An 18,972-nucleotide genomic window follows, 5' to 3' on the forward strand; every position below is an offset into this window, starting at 1 on the left:
CCCCTGCTTATCGGATGACATTGGATTCGCAATGCGATATGTTTACACTGCTTACATCAGCGTAGGAGGCAAAGTTAGCAGTGTCAACATCGACTAAGAGCTACCATCACGGCGACCTTCGTGCGGCCCTGATCGCCGCCGCCGTCGAGGGCCTTGAAGCGGGTGAGCCGTTCTCGTTGCGGGCCGTTGCCCGCCGGGCAGGCGTTTCTCCCACCGCTCCCTACCGGCATTTCGCGGACAGGGAAGCGCTAGACAGTGCGGTTGCGGTTGAGGGATTCAAGGATCTACGTGCCCACCTTGAGGCTGCGTTGACTGGTCCGGTCCAGCCGACTGCGCCGGAGGGGGTGATCGCAGCGCTCGGCGTTGCCTATGTTGGATTCGCGCTCAGGCGACCGGCTGTATTTCGGTTGATGTTCGGCAACGAATGCGACGAGGAAAACAGTGAACGCGTACAGGCTTCGGAGCAGCTCCACGAGATGTTGAACCAAGCGATCGAGCGTCTCTTTCCTGGCGCGAATATTTCCGGTCTATCCGTCGCCCTGTGGAGCGTGGCTCACGGCCTTGCGTTTCTCCATCTGGACGGCAAGTTGCGGCCACAATCAGACGACGACGTCGCGGCGCGCGTGCAGTCGACGGTTGGGGCGATCTTCGCGCTGAATTCCAAGAACTCGGGTAGCTAGTCACGACCCCGTTGCACCTCCAGGAGAATGAGCATGACAACACGCATCCTTCATGTCGTCACGAACGTCAGCCACTACGATGACCCGTCTCACCCCACCGGCCTGTGGCTGTCCGAACTGGTTCACGCCTGGGAAGTGTTCGAGGCGCATGGTTTCGAACAGGACATTGTCAGCCCACAAGGCGGACTGGCCCCCTTGGAGCCGCGATCACTGAAATTTCCCAGCTACGACAAAGCAGCTAAATCGTGGCACGCCGACCCGGAGCGGATGGCGCTTCTCGAAAACACCGCCAGCCCGGAGAGCGTCAACTCGGCCGACTTCGACGCCATCTACTTCACCGGCGGCCATGCGGTGATGTACGACTTCCCCGACAGCGAAGGATTGCAGAGGATCACCCGCGAAATCTGGGAACGAGGCGGCATCGTATCCTCCGTCTGCCACGGGTACTGCGGTCTGCTCAACACCAAGCTTAGCGACGGCAGCCTCCTTGTTGAGGGCCGGAAGTTAACGGGCTTCGCTTGGCAGGAAGAAGTCCTAGCGCGAGTCGACAAGTTGGTGCCCTACAACGCTGAGGAGGAGATGAAGAGCCGTGGGGCACTCTATGAGAAAGCCCTGCTTCCCTTCGTCTCCTACGCCATCGCGGACGGCAATCTCGTCACCGGACAGAACCCGGGGTCAGCCAAGGCGACTGCGGAGAAAGTAGCCGCGCTTCTCTGAAGCGTCCGGTGGCTAGCGCAAAAAGGCGCGTGCCGGCGTCGTTGATCAATCGCTGGGACCCGACGGCGCTGCTGGTTGGCTAGGCCTGCGAAACAACCCTTTGTCCCGTTACCCGTCGAGGACGCCTGCTGCCGAAGGGTGAAGTCGTGAGCTGCGGCCAAACCCTTGACGTCGCACTTGCATTTTGCAAGTATGGGCCACATGAGCCTCTTCATTACTTGCCCAGTTGAAAGCGTCGACCGCGCGACCGCCTTCTATACCGCCCTCGGCTGGACCCTCAACACCGAGATGTCCGATCACAACGTGTCATGCTTCGCGATCGCGCCCGAGCAGTACGTCATGCTCGGAAGCCGCGAGATGTACGCGAGCGTCGGCGGCGCCGAGGAGCTCGTCGGCGGACCCGACACTCCCTCGAAGATCACAGTCTCATTCGATCTCGGTAGCCGCGAGGCGGTCGACGAACTCACCGAACGCGCCGGAGCCGCCGGCGGCCGGATCGGTGACACCGACGACTACCCCTTCATGTACCAGCGCCAATTCGATGACCTCGACGGTTACCACTACTCGCCGTTTTGGATGAAGCCGGACTCCGATCCGACCGCGTGAGCAACCTCGCCGCGGCCCTCGACATCGTCGGAGCACGCTGGGCCTTGCTCATCGTGGAGCGGCTGCTCGATGGGCCACAACGCTACGGCGATCTGCAACGCGACCTTGGAGTACCGACCAACATACTCGCGACCCGCCTGCGCGAGCTTGAGGCCGCCGGCATACTGTCCCGCCTGCCACTCCGGCACAACACCCGGGCCTACGCGCTGACCGATAGAGGGCTCGCCTTGCGCGATGCGATCGTCGCGCTAGAACGCTGGGGCGGCGAGGCATGGCCCAAGACCGCCCCCGAAGCTTAAAGCTTCAAGACACCCTCATGGTTTGGGCATCGCGCACCTACTCTCTGTGAGTTTCAGCGGCGGGTGGTTGCTGCAGCGCATTGGGCCGAGCGACAAGAAACGGTGATGGACTGCAAATACAGTCCGTTCACCCATGCCCGCCCGCCTCCAATCCCGACCCCACAGCCTCAACAAAAGCATCCGTCTGCGCTGACCTACGGCTCTTCAACCACAACGCCGACGTCCGCCAAGCCAACGGATCACCCACCAACGGCCGCCACACAATTCCGGTGGGAAGAGGTGTCCACGGCTCCTCGTTGAAGTGCACTCCGCGGCCGGCCATGATCAGCCCGTGGGTGAAGTGCTGATTCCGCGCGTGAACGATAGCCGCCGGCAAGTACCCAGCATCCCGGCACGTGTGCAGGAACGAGTCGTACAAGGTCGGTGCCATGTGCCGCGGGAAGATGATCAACGGATTCCCGGACAGCTCACCCAGCGGCACAGAAGACGATGCAGCCAGCGGGTGCGCAGCATTCATCACCACACCGAGCGCCCGCGAAAACACGGGCCCCGATTCAAAACCCACGCTGCTCAAAGGGTGACGCACCACCGCGACGTCCAGTTCGCCGTCGCGCAGTCGCTCGACCTGCTCAACTGTGGTGAGCTCGTGCAGGTTGAGCAGAACGTCGGGCGCAGACGCAGCAAATGAAGACACCATCGTGGACAACGCAACCGGGTTCGTATCCGGCGGCACTGCTACCTGCAAAATGCCCGAAGCGCCTGGCCGGATCCGCCGCATCGACTCCTGCGCCATGGCCACATGATCCAGCACCCCTCGGGCATGCTCCAGCAATAAGGCCCCGGCTTCGGACAGCTCAACACCCGTGCGACGACGATGAAACAGCAGGACCCCGAGCTCCTTCTCCAGGTCCTTGATTCGCTGCGAAAGCGGCGGCTGGGCCATGTGCAAACGCTGCGCCGCACGGCCGAAATGAAGCTCTTCAGAGAGCACCACGAAGTACTTGAGATGGTGAAGGTCCATCGCCGCACCATATCAGTTTGGTATCAAGCCGAGTAGAAATTGATGTTAGACGCGTCACATTCCTCGATGGTCAGATGGGACTCAAGAAGCCCCAACGAACCAAAGGAATCTCCCAATGTCCCAGGACGTCCTCTTCGAACAGACCGGCCCCACCGCCATCATCACCCTCAACCGCCCGGACAAGCTCAACGCCTGGACCGAGGCCATGCGCAGCGAACTTATCGAGTACTTGGAAGGCCTCAAAGGCAACGACGAGATCCGCACCGTCATCCTCACCGGCAGCGGCCGCGCGTTCTGTGCCGGACAGGACCTGGCCGAGACCGCCTCCATGAACCCCGAGGATCACGAGTCCGCCGAGGCTTGGATCGACGGCTTCGACCGCCTCTACCGCGCCGTCCGCAACCTCGATCAGATCACCATCGCCGCGGTCAACGGCGTCGCCGCCGGCTCCGGTTTCCAGTACTCACTACTCGCTGACCTCCGCGTCGGCGACTCGAAAGTCCGCATGGGCCAGCCCGAAGTCCTCTCCGGCATCCCCAGCATCACCGGCATCTGGGCCATGTGGAGCATCCTCGGCAAGTCCAAGACCTCCCAGTTCGTCCTCACCGGCGAGCTTGTGGACGCTGCCGAGGCTCAGCGTCTCGGCCTCCTTAACTACTTGGCGGACGACGGCGGCGTGCTGGCTTACGCCAAGGACCTCGCCGCTCGCTTGAGCCTCCTTCCCCCAGGCGCAGTCCGCCTGACAAAGAACCGCCTGCGCAGCTTGGAAGACGACGACCTCAGCGACGCCATGGCAGAAGCGAAGCGCGTGCACCGCGAGGCGTATGGCACCGGCGAACCGCAGCGCGAGATGGCCCGCTTCCTCGCCGGCCGCCGCTGAAAGGACGGGATAAACCATGAAAACCGCAATCCAAGACCGTTACACCGAAATGCGGAACAGCCACCGCTGGGAGGTGCCTGAGCTCTACAACATGGCCGTCGACGTCGCCGACCGGCACCCAAGGGACAAGCGGGCACTCATCCTGGAGTCCGCCGTCGAAGGTCAACGCGAGGTGAGCTGGGGCGAGATCCAGGACCGTTCCCGCCAGATCGCTGCCACCCTGCAAAAAGCCGGCATCAAGAAGGGCGACCGGGTCGCCGTCCTGCTGCCGCAGCGTTCCGACACCCCGGCCGCGTACCTCGGCGTGCTGCGAACCGGCGCCATCCTGGTCACGATGTCCTTGCTCTGGGCGGCGGAACCTATCCGTTTTCGGCTGGAGGACAGCGGGGCGTCAGTGATCATCGCGGAGGAATCCGCGAAGCACCTGTTCGAGGACTACGACGGCACCTTTATCGACATTGACAGCCCGGCCATTAAAGAAGCGCCCACGGAATTCCAAGACGTCGAAACCAACGCCGACGACCCCGCCCTCATCTTCTACACCTCGGGCACCACTGGCCGGGCGAAAGGAATCGTCCACGCCCACCGAACACTCCTCGGCCACAACGAGTTCGAGTACTGCCACCAGATTGGCGACGGCGATGTCTTCTACGGTGCGGGGGACTGGGCGTGGTCGCTGGCCAAGCTCATGGGCCCGCTTCGGCTTGGTGCCACGCACCTGGTTTTCCGTCCCAGCGGCGGCTTCGACCCCGCAGCCCTCTTGGACAGCATGAGCCGCCACCGCGTCACCAGCGCGCTGGTCAACCCGACTTTCCTGCGGAAGATGCGCGAAGACGTTCCCGATGCCGGTACTCGCTTCCCGCTGTCCCTGCGGACGGTTTGTTCGTCCAATGAGCCGCTGACGCCGGACCTGATCACGTGGTTCGAGTCGCAGTACGGGGTGACATTGCTGGACTACTACGGTTCCACGGAGTCCTATCCGTTGCTGGGCAATTACCCGGATGTTCCGGTGAAGCCGGGGTCCATGGGCCGTCCACTTCCTGGATGGGAAGTCCGCCTTTTGGACGAGAACGAGCAGGAAGTAGCCGCGGGCGAGACCGGTGAGGTCTGCCTCCGCGCGCGATCCAACCCGCAATTTCCCTTGGGATACTGGAACATGCCGGAGGCGTCCGCCACCGCATTTGGGGGCAGCTGGTACCACACCAAGGATCAAGCCTACGCGGACGAAGACGGCTACTTCTGGTTCCTGGGGAGGACCGACGACGTCATCAAAACGTCCGGCTACCGCGTTGGACCCTATGAGCTGGAGGCCGTCATTCGTGAGCTCGATCCCGTGCGGGATGTGTCCGTCACGGGCGTGCCCGACGAGCTGCGCGGACAGTCCATCAAGGCTTGGATCCAACTGATGCCCGGTCACGCTGGGGGAGCGGAACTGAGCGAAACCATCGTGGCGCACGTGAAGGAGAACTTCTCCCGCTTCGCGTATCCGCGATTCATTGAATACGTTTCCGCGTTGCCGAAATCGGCCACCGGAAAAGTCCAGCGGGCACAGCTCCGCGATCTCCCACACGTTGTAGCCTCTCCCCGCCTTGAAGGACAACAATCATGAATACGATGACTGAGAAAGTTGCTGAAACCGAGTCTTCCCCGCGCCGCAGCCTGAAGCGCGTCGCCGCGGCAGCCGCCGTCGGAAATTTCGTCGAATGGTTCGACTCCGCGGCTTATGCGGTCATGTCCGTGACCATCGCGAAGCTCTTCTTCCCGGATTACTCCACGACGGCGTCACTTCTGGCCGTGTGGGCGATCTTTGCCGGCGGCTTCATCGCCAGGCCGCTCGGCGCGGCTTTCTTTGGACGCTACGGTGATCGGATTGGGCGCAACAAGATGCTCGGCCTGTGCGTGCTGATCATGAGCGCGGCCACGTTCTGCATCGGTATCCTGCCGACGTTCGCAGTGATTGGTATCTGGGCTCCGATTCTCCTGTTCGTGTTCCGCGCAGTTCAGGGCTTCACGACTGGCGGCGAGTACACGGGGTCCTCGGCGTTCATCGTGGAATACGCCCCGGAGGGCAAGCGGGCAACGTACGCCAGCATCATTCCGGCCACTGTCGGTCTGGCTTCGGTTGCCGGCGCGTTGCTGGGTGCCGCGATCACCGCGACGTTGAGCACCGAAGACCTCCAAGCTTGGGGCTGGCGGATTCCCTTCCTGCTGGCTGCACCGCTGGGTCTGATCGGGCTATATATCCGCTCCAAGGTGGATGACACTCCGGTGTTCCGCGGCTTGGAGAAGACAGGCGAAGTGGCAAAGCGACCACTGGGAGACGCCATCCGGATGTGCTCGCGACAGATCTTCACACTCTTCGGATACAGCATCACGAACGCCATCGCGTACTACCTGATGAGCAGCTACATGATCGCTTACATGACCTCGAGCCTTGGGTACTCCTCGGCCGAATCCATGATCACGAGTGTGATTACCATGCTGGTGTACACGGCGGTTTGTCCTCTGGCTGCACGTGGCAGTGACCGGTTTGGTCGAAAGAAGATGCTGCTGGTGGCCTGTGTTGGCTTCGTAGTGATGACCATTCCGGCGTTCTCGATCATGCCTCTGGGTCTCGGATTCGCGATCCTCGGGACGAGCGTTCTGGGTGCTTTGGTTGCCGTGATCGGTACGTCCAACGTGCCGGCACTGGTTGAAATGTTCCCTTCCTCGGTCCGGGCTTCCGGCTCAGCCATTGGGTACACGCTGGCCTACGTCCTGTTCGGTGGAACCGCTCCCTTCGTAGCCACCGGGTTGGTGGCTGGGTTCGGGACGCCGTTGGCTCCGGCCTTCTACCTGATGGGCATGGCCCTGGTGTCCGCAGTGGTTGTGGTCCTGTTCTTCCGGGAGACGAAGGACCTGTCGCTGACGCGGACCACGGTTCTGTAGGTCCATCTGCATTGAAAGAGGTTGGGTTGGGTGCATATCAGCGCCCAATCCAACCGTCTGCTGGGCCCGTGCTGGCAGCGGGGAGCTAGTTCTTGATGGCGGCAATCAGCCTTGGAATGTACTCCTTGTTGAGCCAGTCAATGGCCTCTTCCAATGTGGGACGCACCTTGCTCTCCAACCCATCTGCTGCATCAGCATAGAGCCCTTCCCATTCCGGCTCGGGCGTGACGCTTGCGGGCCAGGTATGACCACTACGAAAGGCAAACAACCGTTCTACAGTTCGGGCAACGAGTGCGTCTCCGGCCATAGACTCCACTAACTGGAGGTCGACCAGGTCATGGGCGCGCTGATTACCAGGCTCGGTGCACGCGTGCAGCTTTTGCGATATCTGGTGGTGGAGGGGGAGTACGGAAACTGGGGCGGGTTTCGGAAGGCCAAGTGCAGCGAAAATTCTTGCCACTTCGTCAGACATTTCGAATTCGGCCGGCTCTTCTGTTGCTGCGAGTTCGTCATACCCGACCTCCACATCGATCGTGGTAAACGGACGGTCGTGATACTTGAGTTTCACCACGAATGGCTGCATCACATAGGGTGCAGGGGTCCTTTCCGGGGGTCGCTGCTTTCCGCGGGTAACATTTCCGGTGAAGTGACCCCAGCCGTCTTTAAGGTTCTGCCTCAATTCTTTCTCGAACTCATCTCTGCCTCCGCGAAAGGCAGTATCCAAGTCTGGTGTCTGCCGTGTGAGCTTTTCCCCCAGACGGAGTTTTATGCCGGTGCCACCTTTGACGGCAGAGGCGGGGAGCATCTGGCACAGAATGACGTTGGCTACCAAGGATTGAATGCGGCGGACCGTTGAGCCTTCTGCAGCCGCCAAGTCACTTAGTCGGCGCTGCAGCATCTTCACTCCACCTGGGTCTTTGGGCAGCTTGGCGGGTTTCGAACCTCTTAAAGGATCCGGGGCTGCTGTCACGACGTTCCCAGGGCTGCAACGATGCGAGCTTCTGCGTCGGGATCCAACAGGCCCCTCTCTCGGGCTTGGTGAGCCGCCTCGACGAGTCGTTCGGTCATGATTCTGCCATGGGCACCCAAGATGGCGCTTTCAATAGTCATGGCCGGGACGCCGTCTATGCTGTCTCGCTGATGCTCAGGTACATGGCGGCGGATGACTTCTACGGTTCCGGGGAGTTGGGCGCGCACCCGACGACTGGATGCAACGCGAATCCGGCGAAGGTTAACCTGCGCCAAATGGTGAGCCGCAAGGACAGCCTCGTCGGCTAGGACGGCGCCGTCCCCCACAAGAGCGACGGCTTGTGCATACTCATCAAGCTCACCCGCAGGCGCTTCGTCCATGCGATATACGCCTTGGCCGAGTCGGGTCAGAGCTCCGCGCGCAGCGAGCTTTCGCAGCTCAACTGATGGAACTCCCACCGACTGCGCCGATCGGCTCGTCACTACTCCATGGGTTTCGAAGGCCAGCTCGCGCAATGTTCGACGATATGTCATTCCCTTCACCTCCTAGGACTCAAACGTACCATTTTTGGTACGGTTCTGACGCGATATTAGCACTTGCCGTCCGGCCAACTTTCGGTGCGGTTTCTGTCGCAGAATCCAATGCAGGTGGATGGCGCCTTAGACAGGGGCGGTTGCCAGCCCCAAGACAAATGCCTCAACCCGCAGGAATACTTCCGCTTGGGCCTGTTGGGAGGCTCTCCAATCTCTTGGGATCTGCAAAGAGTGGTCGGCTCCCGGCACCTCAACAAACGCTCCGGCACCCTCAGACTTACGCCCTCCGTCCCAGAGCTTGTCCAGTGAACCTCCGATAAACAGGTCGTCCTTCGACGACGTGCCGATAGTACTTCTGACTCTGTCATCTGTGAGCAGGGGCGTCAGCCAGATCCCAGGGATGTCAGCTTCCTCCGCCCAAGGGATACACAAAGTGCTGAATGATTTGGCGACGATCAGTCGGTGATCGGTTTCGGGCGAGGCAGCAAAAGCTTGTTCGGCAGCATTGGCCGCAAATTCGTGAGGCGCTGCACCCGGCGAATCGTCAGGAGTCCACCGGACAGCCTGAACATGCCATCCAAGCGCACCCAACATTTCGCCTACCCAGAAAAGGACCGGGCCTTCTACTGGATATCCGGAACCGGGAAGCAAAACGGCCACTTTGTTTGTATCCGGTTGATTTGTGGAGGCTTTCGCCCAGGTGAAGGATTCCATATGGCATGGTACTGGCCGGTTGGGCGCTCGATTTCTGCTCGAGCGAAGTCACCACCTAGACAACCCCCAGCCACCACCTAGGGGCACCCAAATCACACCTATTTTCGGCTTATTCACCACCTAGTTCTCCCTTTCCAGCCTGTGGTCTCCCAGCACGCCCATAGTGTCCTTCTCAGAACGAGCCCCGGCCAATCCGCCGGCCGCTCCCGGGAAATACGGACAACTTGTGGGGTTTGGAATTGAAGCTGAGCCAGGAACAGAGCACCGCCGCCGCGGTGGATCAGTGGATCACCGGCATCCCGGGGCGTATCCCGGGCCCCGTGATCTTCGTGGAGAATCCCGAACATACCGACTACGCGAAGACGCTGGCGGGCGAAGGCTCCACCATCCTGGTCCTCAACGGCGACAAGGACGTTGAAGGCACCATAAGGGTTTCGGGATCGTTTGACGTCACCGGGGAGGAACTCCTGGTCGACGGATCTCTGAGCCTGGAGATCCAGGATTACCTGGCCATTCCTTTCGTGAACCTTGTGGGTGTGACCATTGTCCGGATCACTACCGAAGAGGACTGGCGGGCATTCTTTGACGATGCCCGGGAAGCCTGGACCTCCGGGCACTTCGTCCAACAACTCACGGAAGCCAATGCCGTGTTGGCTGAGCGCGCCTTGCTGACTGGGCAAAACAAAGAGGATCGCCTCCTTGCAAGGCTCCACATCGCTTGGGATGGAACCGTCCTGAATGGACCTTACGGAACCATGATCGGCAAGGTGGGTGACGGACTGGCAGACCTTCGCGTGAGGTCCGGTGCACTGCGTCCAGAATCTGCCGTCTCCTCGGTCTCACCATCAATACACATTCGCGACTTACTTGCCGCCTCACCATGGATTCCCCGCTACATGGCGGCGCTGGACGCATGGAAGTTCATTCCGCGTGAAGAACGCGCCGGTACCCGCTTGGTCGGCTTCGGAGTCAGTCTGTACGGTTCCGCCCTCAATGATGGTCCGCCGTCAGCAGTTGCTCCGTTCATTCTCGTGAAGGGAAACCAACACACGCTTCTGGACGCTTCAACGGGCAGGGTTTTCAACATCGGAGCTGACGCAGCCGTCATCGTGGAAGCACTTTCCAACATGGGCGAACTCACCAAGGCCGTAAACGTGGTTGCGGCTGCCCTCAACGTTTCACCGGCAGTAGCCGGAGACGCTGTGCAAGCAGTCTTCACATATTTCGTGCAGCTTGGCATTGACGTCATCGGGGCGCGTTGATGACTTCCGTCGCGGCAAGTACAGCTGCGGCAAGTACAGCTCCAGGGATGCAGCGCCCGCTCTGGGTTCCCCTCACCACTCAGCACGACTTCCCGGACAGGAGCCACACGGCAGTCAGCGCCCAGGGCGTCCACGTCATGTTTGAAGACGGGCAGCAACGGATCTGTGCCAAAAGCGGCCTCTGGAACACCAACCTGGGCTACGGAAACCCACACATAGAAGCCGCGATCACGGGAGAACTCCGCGCGGCTTCCTACCTTCCACTCTTCCGGACGGCTCACAGCAAAGCCATCGAGGCCTCACGAGCCCTTCTCTCACTACCAGCACACAATTTCCAGCGCGTGGTTTTCTCCACCTCGGGGGGAGCCGCGAATGACGCTGTCATGAAGTTGGCACGCCAGTTCTTTGCGCTAGACGGTGAACCCGAACGGAAGCTCATAGTCGGGCTGAAAGGCAGTTACCACGGGCTCACGTATGGGAGTCAAGCCCTCAGTGGAGATGAACTCGGACAAGCCGTTTATGGCGTGGACCTGCGCAATGTTCGCCACATTGAGTTCCAAGATCAAGGCCAGGAGCTGGCTCAATTGATGCAGCGGGAAGGTCACAGGATCGCCGCGGTGATCGTGGAACCGGTCTTGGGTTCGGGCGCGGAAACAGTGCCGGATGGTTTCATTGCCTCCCTGCAACAGCACCGCCAAGACCACGGATTCCTCCTGGTCGCAGACGAGGTTGCCACGGGTTTCGGCCGCGTCGGCGGCTGGTTTGCTTCCGACGAGTGGCCGGAAGCCCCGGATGTCATCGTGACCTCCAAAGGACTGACCAATGGAACCAGCGCTTGCGCCGCTCTTCTCATAGCTCAGAGGGTGACCCAAGTCTTCGACACCGCCGAATCCGTCTTTGTCCACGGCGAGACGCAGGCCGGCACGCCGCCAACCTGCGCCGCCGTCCTTGGCACCGTCGCCGAAATGACAAGGCTTGATCACAACACACTGAGCAAACAGGTGGCCGCTGGCCTCAACAAGCTCATAGAAGAACTTCGAGGCACCCTCGGCGTAGGGGACGCAACAGGTCGCGGCTGCATGCGGGGAGTCAAACTCCACAGCAGGAACGGTATGCCGCTCTCCTCCGAAGGAGTCCTGGCAGTGGTGAGGAGCATCCACGAAGCGGGTGCCATCGTCCAGCCTGGGCCGGGCCGAATCCAACTTTTGCCAGCACTTATTTACACCGAGAAGAACTTCGCAGAACTCCAATCGGCCATAAAGGCAGGCCTTGCGGGGGCCCAAAGCGACGGAGTCTTCCAATGATCGCTGATCATCTCTGGAGGACCCGCTGCGTCATCCTCGACGCCGGAGTAGCGCCCAAGTTCGTCGGCGGACTCACCCGCGGCAGGACGGGATTGGTGGTGGACAAAGAGCTGTCAGAGCACCGGGATGCCCTGGTGGCAGGCGACCTCAAGGGAGCGCCGGTCCTTGAGCTGAACGCGGCTCCGGTCACGGTTGGAACTCTGCGGGAGGTGGGCAGCTTCATTCGCGAAAACGGACTTCAGACCGTTGCGGGGCTCGGCGGAGGCTCAGTTTTGGATGCGGTGAAACTCGCTGCACTCTTCACCGCCGACCCAAGCCTGACCATCTTTGCAGAACGCCATGCTAAGCGTTCCGGCCTCCTCGTTCTACCTCCCATCACAAACCCCAAGGAGCGTCCCAAAACCATTTTGATGCCGTCCACCGTGGGGACCGGCGCGGAAGTCAGCGCTGTAGCCTGCCTGGACACCGCCGTCGGACGCCGCCTGATTGTCTCGCGGCATCTGGCAGGTGACGTGGCAGTGCTCGACGCCGGACACCTCGCCACCCTGCCCAAGCACTTGGTGTTTGAAGGTCTGCTCGAAGCTTTCCTGAGGGTGGCGGGAACCATGATTGGCAGCAAAGAGAGCATTTTCGACGACGACGGTCACGTTCTCATTCAGCGGATAGTCAGGCTAGGGCAGAGGCTGACCCGCGAGGATTCGCCCATGCTGCGCCTGGCCGCGGGGCAGCTCAGCATGGAGACGCACACTGGATGGGCCCTGATGGGTCGCGATCCCTACGGAGCGAAGCATTGGTACCTGGCCAGCGAGCTCGCATACGTCACTGGCGCAAGGAAGATGACCGCAACGGCCTCGGTGATCGGTCCCGTCTGGGAAGAAATCGGCAAGGGAGCCAGCGCTTGGGGCGACACGGGACGCCTTCAGAGGCTCTGGTCCATGGTGGCCGCCGCTGAACCGTCTGTGGATCCGGACCCCGTGCAGGGCATCAAGGAACTGATGTGGCGCTGGGGCATTACCGGACTCAGGCACATCAGCGAGGAAACGCTGCTGCAAACCACTGACGCGACCATACGCAACTGGGGCGGGGCGCTTCCCATGCTCCGGGGAATCGATGCACACCAGATTCAGCATGTCCTCAACACGGCAGCTGGCGGACAGCACATCTTGCCAAGGCCCAGTGGGCAAACAAGCAGCGGTAAGGGAAAGGAGGTGAACACACATGATCAGCAGCTCAGCACTTAAGAGCCTCGACCTCACCGTCCAGGAACTGGAGCCGATGGACGTCCCGGACGACTGGGACGAACGAATCAAGGGAATCTCAGCAGGACTGGCGTTGGTAGGCATCGCCGTCGCGATCACCTGATCCCGCTCCCGGAAAATCTCAACCCCGCAGGAAGGGAGGTGAACACGTATGCAGAACCAGCTCAGCATCTCCATCCAGGAGATCGAGTCATTGGATACGCCGGACTTTAACAACTGGTTTATCGGTGTAACCCAAGGCGTTGCCATAGGCATCATCGCCGTCAGCATCACGTAAGGCGGCAACGCCGGTCCATACGCACAAGCCAGGAAAGGAGGAGTCAATGATCGCAAACTCGAACCTTCAGCTGTCCATCGAAGAGCTGGAGAACCTCGACACCCCGGATGATACGCCGTGGTACATCCGCGTTGGTGACGTCATCATCATCGCCGGCATCGTCGTCGGAATCGCCGCCACATAGCCGTTGCACGCGGGTGGTGCACGTGCATTTGCCACCGCCCGCGTGTACCCCGGACCTCCACCAAACTCCCGGAGAGCACACGCTGATGAACAACGCACCTGACAAGACCGCTGATGCCATACTTCGCATCTTGGGCCACCTGGATCCGCCGGAGGATATGTACAGTGCCTCAGGATCCCGTCTGTACGACCGAATCACGGCCAACGACCTCACTGAACTCCCCGAAATCCTCGCCGCGGCGCGCAAAACCGCTGGGCCCATTCTGGAATTGGCCGCCGGTTCCGGCCGGATCACCCGCCCGCTCCTTGCCCTCGGGCGTCCGCTGACCGCGGTCGATTCCTCGGTGGAAATGTTGGCGATGCTTAAGGAGAAGGCAAAAGACCGGTCCTTCAACCCCCGCAGTGTGCCGGTTGAGTTGGTGGAGGCGGACATGTCCAGCTTCGAGGTAGAAGGCGAATTTGGTTGCGTGGTGCTCGGCGCCAGTTCCATCACCCTCCTTGACCCGAGCGGACGGCGGGAGCTGTTCCGCAGGGTGGGGGATTCATTGGCACCTGACGGCCGGTTCCTGCTGACTGTACTGAATGCTGACGGTACGGCGGGATCGGAACATCACGACGGCGGCTCAACAGTTTCGCCGTTGGGGGACGATTCCTTCCTGATCACCGTTGAAAGCCGGGACACCGCCAATGGCGCACGGCACGTAACCATGATCCAGGTGGGCTTTAACGAGGGCGGTACGTACAGATCCTCCGCCTATTCCAGCCGTATCGCCTTTGTCAGCAACAGCCTTATCGAGGAAGAAATCCTTGCTGAAGGCCTCACTATCCTGGAGCGCCGCCCCGTCCGGATTGCCACCCGTACTCCAGGACTGGACGACATCGAGCTATGGGTGTGCAGCAAATGACCATCGACGCTGTGCGCACCCTTGACCCTGCCTTGGGGCTGGTATCCGAGGCCTCCGTATACCTGCCGAATGAGGTGGGTCTCTGGCGGACGATGGGGCTGCTGGCAAATGCCTGCACGGGCGGAAGCGGGTTCGCATCCGCCGTGGGTGCCTTTGACGTCAACAGGCGGGCCTCCATAACGCGAGGGGCCGGAGAAGCTGTAGAACGTTTTGCACTGGTACCGGCGGACGGTGACTCCGAGTACCTGTTAAGGGAACACCTCCAAGCTGCAGACACCGCCAGTCAACGGATTGACTACGTGACGCCAGGCTTGGGAATGGCCTCGGCGCTCGCCTATGGGCTGCCCTGGTACGCGGCAACGGACCTGGTGACAAAGAAGGAATCCTGCGTACCGGCGCCTGTAGTGGATTACGGCGGCGGCATTCTGAACCCGTGGGACGCCTTCTTTGATCCGTCGCCAAACGGTGCGGCATCGGGTCCATCCGAAGCTTTCGCTAAAGCTTCCGGTCTTGCCGAAGTGATTGAGCGCGACGTATTTCTTGCTGCCTGGCGGACGCGCACACCCCTTCACCTGTTCCATGACGGGGGGATTCCGGATCGATTCCGCGGGACCCAGGAAACCCAGCGACTCTTGGGTCTCCTCTACGCTGCCCACGGCCGTGGTATCTCGCCCACCTTGGCCTTTATCCCGTCCGACGAGGGTCCGCTGCACACAGCCGTGTGCATCATCATCGGTAAATCTGACGACGGCGGTGCACACCAACGGCAGTTTGGGGCTGTGGGTATCAAAGCATCCTCGGATCCTTTGGCAGCACTGAGGGGAGCGCTTCAAGAGGGCCTGCAAATTCGCGAACTCTTCCTTGCCCGGACGCCTTCCAGCATGGCGGCTCTGGAGGTTACTGATGACGAATCCCGGGCCGACTATTGGACTCGCCCAGAGCCCATAGCGGAACTGTCCGAGTGGGCTCGGTCCTTCCGGACTGCGGAATTTCCAGCGGCTAAAGCTGCAGCCGATGCAGACGCATTGGTGAAATGGCTGGGCCGTAGGGGCATCCCTTCCTATTGGGTCAGCCTCACCCATAGGCTCCCGTCAGCTATTCAGGAACTTGGGTGGGTGACGGGCAAAGCGGTTTGCCCAGGCGCCATTTCCTTGACCATGGACGAAACCAAAGGGCTGGCGCGGATGCCGGGGGCTTCGTCCACTTCACCCCATCCGTTGATATGAGGATGTTTAAGAGGAACTCCTCTGAACACGCGCCCGGAGTGGAATGGCCTGTGAAGCTGGCCTCCTCGGCATCCATCGATGCTCCTCTGCAAGCTGGTGCGCCTTGGATCGTTGCTATGGCCAGTGTCCCCAAAGCGCGCGTCTCCGCTGATGTGGCCGCAGTCCTGAACGTGATAGATGGGGTCAGGAACCCTGCTCAGGTGGCCCAGTACCTAGGGCCGCCGTGGACTGCCGCCGACGTCATGGGTATTGTCCGACAGCTGGCCAAGACGGGAATTTTCGACGCCGGTAGGCAGCCGAGCGGGAGTGGAAAGATCCAGTTCAGGCCACCCCTGACCATTCAGTTCAGCCTGTTCAACCCAGCACCCCTGCTGGAGTCCATCCGTCCGATGATTACGGCCATGTCCGGACCGAAGGCAGTGGCGGCTGCCGTGCTGCTCCTGCTCGGCGGCGTGGCAGGTGTCTTCATTGCTGGACCCAGCATCGGCCGCGTCTTATCAACGCCACTTCCATTACAGGCCTACCTGTTCGTAGCGGTGGCCATGTTCGTTTCCACGCTGCTCCATGAATTTGGGCACGGGTTGGCGCTCACTTGTTGCGGCGGAACTCCCAGACGTATAGGGATCATGCTGTTCTACCTGTCGCCGGCCTTCTTTTGCGATGTAACCGATGGATGGAGGTTGGGTTCACGGAAGCAGCGTGTATTCGTGGCGCTCGCTGGTCCATTGGTTCATTTAGGACTCGGAAGCTTCGCCCTGTCCATCCATGGCTTCCTCCCGGTTTCATGGCTGCACGATGCAGTTCTCCTCTACGGGGTAATTTGCTACGCGGTGGCCATTCTGAACTTGTTTCCGTTTATCAAATTGGACGGCTATGTCGCTTTGATGTCAGCCGTGGATGTTCCGCATTTGCGGCAGAAATCCTTGAGCGTCACGGGTGATTTTGTGAGCTCATACATTCTGGGTTCGCTGCCCAAATATCGAAACTACGGCTGGCTGGCCTGGTTCGGACTCGCGAGTTTCATCGCCGGTATGGGGTTCATGGTGATTGGGTACCAGCGGCTTGTGCCTGTCTTCCTCCAACTGGGGATTTCAGGGCACATAGTTGTCGCGGCGGTCCTGTGCCTGCTGCTGATGATGGCGGGAAGGGCCATCCTCCGGTTCTTCAGCACGGCTGCCGCGAACGGAAGTCCGCTGTGGCGGCGGGTGCTCGCAGGGCTCCTGGGAACGCTGGCCATCGCTCTGCTTACATCCTTCGTCCCCGTGAAACCAGTGACCGTGGCCGGTTACACCTATTCGGAGGGTGCACTGCAGATTGTGATGCCTCCCGAAGCCGCAGGCAGGACCTTGCAGTCGGGAGATGAAGTTGTACTTCAGTCGCAGGGAATGATCTTCCACGAAAAGCTGGGTAATGCCACGGTCGGTGACCAACCGCCGTCGAGATCCTTGGCACCGCTGGACACGATTGTTCCCATCGCTTTGGAAGGCAACAGCCTGCCGGTGCTCGGCTACTCAAGCCACCTCACTGAGGAGTCCAGGCTTGCAGCTACGGAATCTCTTCCCGGATCCGGGCGGGCCGAAGTCACCAGCCAGGACCACATGAGCCTAGGGGAGTGGCTGTGGGATTCCGTGACCCATTCGATGCTCTGGCCTGGCCGAAACGGGGATGCCAGCAACCACTCCGAGGGGGACGATTCCATGAAAGGGCACTCATGACAGTCACTGCCAGCTTCGAGCAGTTCAGTAAGAAGAGAGGCGGGCGGTTTGCGGTCCAGGAGCTGACCTTCGATGTGCAGGCCGGCCGGGTAGTGGGCCTCATCGGACCCAACGGCGCAGGCAAGAGCACAGCGCTCGCAGGCTTGACCGGTCTGGTGGAACCCACCTCCGGACGGGCAACAGTCTTTGGAACCGACTACCGATCCCTGCGAAGGCCCGCCACCAAAGTAGGAGTGAATTTGGACGGAATGGACATAGAACCCGGGCTCACAGGACTCCGTCACCTTCAGATCTGCCAGCTTGCTGCCGGTGCTGATCGCGAGAACGTGGATCAGGTTCTTGAGCAGGTTGACCTCGCTGCAGAGGGCAAAAAGAAGGTCCGCGACTACTCACTGGGCATGCGGCAGCGGCTGGGGATCGCGTCCGCGCTGATAGGCAGACCCAAGCTGCTGGTGCTGGACGAGCCTGCCAACGGTTTGGACCCGGAGGGCATCCAGTGGTTGCGCCGATTCCTCAGGGACTTCGCTGCTTCCGGCGGCAGTGCGTTGGTTTCGAGCCATCAGCTGATGGAACTGGAACAGGTTGCCGATGAAGTTGTGATCCTTAAGCAAAGGACGCTTTTCCGGGGAACGCTGAAGGAGGCCAAAGCTCTGGGTGGCGGAAGCTTGGAATCTGCTTACTTCAAGATCCTGGATCGTGCCCGATGAGCACGGACCTTGTAGCCACCAAGGACGCTCTGGACTTGCTGACCAGCGGCCTTCGATCGGAGCTTCTGAGGTATTTCAGCGGGTATTCCGTGGTGGGCATTCTGGCGTTCAGTGCCTTGGTGCCTTGGTTCGTTGCCAACTTCCTCGGATGGCCGGGCAATTCCGGGGAGCTGTCCGCCGCCCAGAATGTCCAAGCATTCTGGGCACTGGCAGCAAGCATCGCGCCAGTGGCCACGTTTGCCGGGAGCTATCTTGTGACCCGGGAGTCCTACTACGGCACGCTTCGGCGAAGCATCGTGATGTCCGGACTGCAGCAAGTGATGGGGGCCAAGTACCTGGCCGCGCTGGTTATCGGCCTCGCCACTGCCATCACTGGAATAGTGGTGTGGGGTGGAACCGTAGCATTCTCGCTTCCGCCAGAAGTGCGTGCGGCGCTTTTGTCTGCGGAGTCGTGGCAGCAACTGCCCGGCGTGGTGATGGCCTCGGCGCTGGCATCTATTTGGGGGTGTTCGCTCGGCTGGATCATCCGGCATTACTATGCGACGACGATCCTCACCTTGCTGATCCCACTCGCCGTTGAGTTGCCCTTGTTGCTGACCAACTCGGAGCTTGCCCGTTGGCTTCCATCAGGCGCCTTGGCCGGAATCACATCGCTGCCCTTTGGAGGTTTGCTCGAGCCCTTGCCTGCGTTCCTCGCGTCCTGCGGGTGGCTGCTCGTGGCGGGTGTCGTCGCCGTGTGGACGGTCAAGGGACGTGAGTTCTAGATGCTCAATCTGGTGCCCGCTT

The 18,972-nt window shown here is 60.8% G+C and carries 22 protein-coding genes; 18 read left to right on the forward strand and 4 right to left on the reverse strand.

Translation table 11 applies throughout. The annotated features are described in order from the left end of the window. Positions 1–80: 80 nt before the first annotated feature. From M1D89_RS05405 to M1D89_RS05420, 4 genes are all read left to right on the forward strand, one after another. Positions 81–680, forward strand: coding sequence for a TetR/AcrR family transcriptional regulator (locus M1D89_RS05405; RefSeq protein ID WP_498648700.1), 600 nt, complete (start codon positions 81–83; stop codon positions 678–680). Between the two features lie 33 nt (positions 681–713). Continuing rightward, on the forward strand, positions 714–1,397 hold the full coding sequence (locus M1D89_RS05410; protein ID WP_498648703.1) for a type 1 glutamine amidotransferase domain-containing protein: 684 nt from the start codon (positions 714–716) through the stop codon (positions 1,395–1,397). A 201-nt stretch (positions 1,398–1,598) separates the two neighbouring features. Beyond that, positions 1,599–2,003, forward strand: a complete 405-nt coding sequence (locus M1D89_RS05415; RefSeq protein ID WP_498648705.1) for a VOC family protein — start codon at positions 1,599–1,601, stop codon at positions 2,001–2,003. Continuing rightward, on the forward strand, positions 2,000–2,302 hold the full coding sequence (locus tag M1D89_RS05420; RefSeq protein WP_498648706.1) for a winged helix-turn-helix transcriptional regulator: 303 nt from the start codon (positions 2,000–2,002) through the stop codon (positions 2,300–2,302). The genes M1D89_RS05415 and M1D89_RS05420 overlap by 4 nt, the downstream gene beginning before the upstream one ends. A 127-nt stretch (positions 2,303–2,429) precedes the next feature. Here M1D89_RS05420 and M1D89_RS05425 read toward each other — a convergent pair whose 3' ends face one another. After that, a complete protein-coding gene (locus M1D89_RS05425; RefSeq protein WP_498648708.1) occupies positions 2,430–3,323 on the reverse strand; it encodes a LysR family transcriptional regulator in 894 nt (297 codons plus the stop codon). A gap of 115 nt (positions 3,324–3,438) precedes the next feature. On the opposite strand from M1D89_RS05425, the gene M1D89_RS05430 reads away from it, so the two are divergent. Genes M1D89_RS05430 through M1D89_RS05440 form a run of 3 tightly spaced genes read left to right on the forward strand, consistent with a single transcriptional unit; the run spans position 3,439 to position 7,131 of the window. Continuing rightward, a complete protein-coding gene (locus M1D89_RS05430; RefSeq protein WP_402935577.1) occupies positions 3,439–4,203 on the forward strand; it encodes an enoyl-CoA hydratase/isomerase family protein in 765 nt (254 codons plus the stop codon). 16 nt (positions 4,204–4,219) lie between these two features. Then, positions 4,220–5,812 (forward strand): acetate--CoA ligase, encoded by a 1,593-nt coding sequence (locus M1D89_RS05435; protein WP_498648716.1) that lies wholly within the window; start codon positions 4,220–4,222, stop codon positions 5,810–5,812. Further along, on the forward strand, positions 5,809–7,131 hold the full coding sequence (locus M1D89_RS05440; protein WP_498648718.1) for an MFS transporter: 1,323 nt from the start codon (positions 5,809–5,811) through the stop codon (positions 7,129–7,131). The genes M1D89_RS05435 and M1D89_RS05440 overlap by 4 nt, the downstream gene beginning before the upstream one ends. Positions 7,132–7,216: 85 nt before the next feature. On the opposite strand, the gene M1D89_RS05445 is transcribed toward M1D89_RS05440, so the two are convergent. The 3 genes from M1D89_RS05445 to M1D89_RS05455 form a co-directional block, all read right to left on the reverse strand. Beyond that, positions 7,217–8,029 carry a nucleotidyl transferase AbiEii/AbiGii toxin family protein gene (locus M1D89_RS05445; RefSeq protein WP_498650901.1) on the reverse strand — a complete coding sequence of 271 codons (813 nt, stop codon included), beginning with the start codon at positions 8,027–8,029 and terminating at the stop codon, positions 7,217–7,219. A 68-nt stretch (positions 8,030–8,097) separates the two neighbouring features. Continuing rightward, positions 8,098–8,634 carry a type IV toxin-antitoxin system AbiEi family antitoxin domain-containing protein gene (locus tag M1D89_RS05450; RefSeq protein ID WP_498648719.1) on the reverse strand — a complete coding sequence of 179 codons (537 nt, stop codon included), beginning with the start codon at positions 8,632–8,634 and terminating at the stop codon, positions 8,098–8,100. Between the two features lie 126 nt (positions 8,635–8,760). Next, a complete protein-coding gene (locus M1D89_RS05455; RefSeq protein ID WP_498648721.1) occupies positions 8,761–9,294 on the reverse strand; it encodes a hypothetical protein in 534 nt (177 codons plus the stop codon). A gap of 287 nt (positions 9,295–9,581) precedes the next feature. Between M1D89_RS05455 and mpaB the strand changes: the two genes are divergently transcribed. The 11 genes from mpaB (at position 9,582) to M1D89_RS05510 (ending at position 18,950) form a co-directional block, all read left to right on the forward strand. Further along, entirely contained in the window at positions 9,582–10,610 is a 1,029-nt protein-coding gene (gene mpaB, locus M1D89_RS05460; protein ID WP_498648723.1) for a daptide biosynthesis RiPP recognition protein, read from the forward strand. Continuing rightward, positions 10,610–11,914 carry a daptide-type RiPP biosynthesis aminotransferase gene (gene mpaD / locus M1D89_RS05465; protein WP_498648724.1) on the forward strand — a complete coding sequence of 435 codons (1,305 nt, stop codon included), beginning with the start codon at positions 10,610–10,612 and terminating at the stop codon, positions 11,912–11,914. Before mpaB ends, mpaD begins: the two co-directional genes overlap by 1 nt. Beyond that, positions 11,911–13,155 (forward strand): daptide-type RiPP biosynthesis dehydogenase, encoded by a 1,245-nt coding sequence (mpaC, locus tag M1D89_RS05470; protein ID WP_498648726.1) that lies wholly within the window; start codon positions 11,911–11,913, stop codon positions 13,153–13,155. The genes mpaD and mpaC overlap by 4 nt, the downstream gene beginning before the upstream one ends. Beyond that, complete coding sequence (locus tag M1D89_RS05475; protein WP_166660324.1) at positions 13,133–13,276, forward strand: daptide-type RiPP; 144 nt, start codon at positions 13,133–13,135, stop codon at positions 13,274–13,276. The genes mpaC and M1D89_RS05475 overlap by 23 nt, the downstream gene beginning before the upstream one ends. 48 nt (positions 13,277–13,324) lie before the next feature. Continuing rightward, a complete protein-coding gene (locus tag M1D89_RS05480; protein WP_402935559.1) occupies positions 13,325–13,450 on the forward strand; it encodes a daptide-type RiPP in 126 nt (41 codons plus the stop codon). A 46-nt stretch (positions 13,451–13,496) separates the two neighbouring features. Beyond that, on the forward strand, positions 13,497–13,634 hold the full coding sequence (locus M1D89_RS05485) for a daptide-type RiPP (RefSeq protein ID WP_166660325.1): 138 nt from the start codon (positions 13,497–13,499) through the stop codon (positions 13,632–13,634). Between the two features lie 85 nt (positions 13,635–13,719). Beyond that, entirely contained in the window at positions 13,720–14,538 is an 819-nt protein-coding gene (gene mpaM, locus M1D89_RS05490; RefSeq protein ID WP_498648731.1) for a daptide-type RiPP biosynthesis methyltransferase, read from the forward strand. Then, on the forward strand, positions 14,520–15,764 hold the full coding sequence (locus tag M1D89_RS05495) for a YcaO-like family protein (protein ID WP_498648732.1): 1,245 nt from the start codon (positions 14,520–14,522) through the stop codon (positions 15,762–15,764). Before mpaM ends, M1D89_RS05495 begins: the two co-directional genes overlap by 19 nt. Positions 15,765–15,814: 50 nt before the next feature. Further along, complete coding sequence (mpaP, locus tag M1D89_RS05500) at positions 15,815–17,479, forward strand: daptide biosynthesis intramembrane metalloprotease (RefSeq protein ID WP_498648734.1); 1,665 nt, start codon at positions 15,815–15,817, stop codon at positions 17,477–17,479. Continuing rightward, positions 17,476–18,186, forward strand: a complete 711-nt coding sequence (locus tag M1D89_RS05505; protein ID WP_498648736.1) for an ABC transporter ATP-binding protein — start codon at positions 17,476–17,478, stop codon at positions 18,184–18,186. The genes mpaP and M1D89_RS05505 overlap by 4 nt, the downstream gene beginning before the upstream one ends. Then, a complete protein-coding gene (locus tag M1D89_RS05510; RefSeq protein ID WP_498648738.1) occupies positions 18,183–18,950 on the forward strand; it encodes a hypothetical protein in 768 nt (255 codons plus the stop codon). The genes M1D89_RS05505 and M1D89_RS05510 overlap by 4 nt, the downstream gene beginning before the upstream one ends. The last annotated feature ends 22 nt before the right edge of the window (positions 18,951–18,972 follow it).

The sequence above is a fragment of the Arthrobacter sp. D3-18 genome (assembly GCF_054408525.1).

Excerpts from the sequence above, each read along its gene's own strand:
- M1D89_RS05410 (WP_498648703.1), top strand. The coding sequence starts at position 714 with ATGACAACACGCATCCTTCATGTCGTCACGAACGTCAGCCACTACGAT.
- M1D89_RS05415 (WP_498648705.1), top strand. The coding sequence starts at position 1,599 with ATGAGCCTCTTCATTACTTGCCCAGTTGAAAGCGTCGACCGCGCGACC.
- M1D89_RS05425 (WP_498648708.1), bottom strand. The coding sequence starts at position 3,323 with ATGGACCTTCACCATCTCAAGTACTTCGTGGTGCTCTCTGAAGAGCTT.
- M1D89_RS05430 (WP_402935577.1), top strand. The coding sequence starts at position 3,439 with ATGTCCCAGGACGTCCTCTTCGAACAGACCGGCCCCACCGCCATCATC.
- M1D89_RS05435 (WP_498648716.1), top strand. The coding sequence starts at position 4,220 with ATGAAAACCGCAATCCAAGACCGTTACACCGAAATGCGGAACAGCCAC.
- M1D89_RS05440 (WP_498648718.1), top strand. The coding sequence starts at position 5,809 with ATGAATACGATGACTGAGAAAGTTGCTGAAACCGAGTCTTCCCCGCGC.
- M1D89_RS05445 (WP_498650901.1), bottom strand. The coding sequence starts at position 8,029 with ATGCTGCAGCGCCGACTAAGTGACTTGGCGGCTGCAGAAGGCTCAACG.
- M1D89_RS05450 (WP_498648719.1), bottom strand. The coding sequence starts at position 8,634 with ATGACATATCGTCGAACATTGCGCGAGCTGGCCTTCGAAACCCATGGA.
- mpaD (WP_498648724.1), top strand. The coding sequence starts at position 10,610 with ATGACTTCCGTCGCGGCAAGTACAGCTGCGGCAAGTACAGCTCCAGGG.
- mpaC (WP_498648726.1), top strand. The coding sequence starts at position 11,911 with ATGATCGCTGATCATCTCTGGAGGACCCGCTGCGTCATCCTCGACGCC.
- M1D89_RS05475 (WP_166660324.1), top strand. The coding sequence starts at position 13,133 with ATGATCAGCAGCTCAGCACTTAAGAGCCTCGACCTCACCGTCCAGGAA.
- M1D89_RS05480 (WP_402935559.1), top strand. The coding sequence starts at position 13,325 with ATGCAGAACCAGCTCAGCATCTCCATCCAGGAGATCGAGTCATTGGAT.
- M1D89_RS05485 (WP_166660325.1), top strand. The coding sequence starts at position 13,497 with ATGATCGCAAACTCGAACCTTCAGCTGTCCATCGAAGAGCTGGAGAAC.
- mpaM (WP_498648731.1), top strand. The coding sequence starts at position 13,720 with ATGAACAACGCACCTGACAAGACCGCTGATGCCATACTTCGCATCTTG.
- M1D89_RS05495 (WP_498648732.1), top strand. The coding sequence starts at position 14,520 with ATGGGTGTGCAGCAAATGACCATCGACGCTGTGCGCACCCTTGACCCT.
- M1D89_RS05505 (WP_498648736.1), top strand. The coding sequence starts at position 17,476 with ATGACAGTCACTGCCAGCTTCGAGCAGTTCAGTAAGAAGAGAGGCGGG.
- M1D89_RS05510 (WP_498648738.1), top strand. The coding sequence starts at position 18,183 with ATGAGCACGGACCTTGTAGCCACCAAGGACGCTCTGGACTTGCTGACC.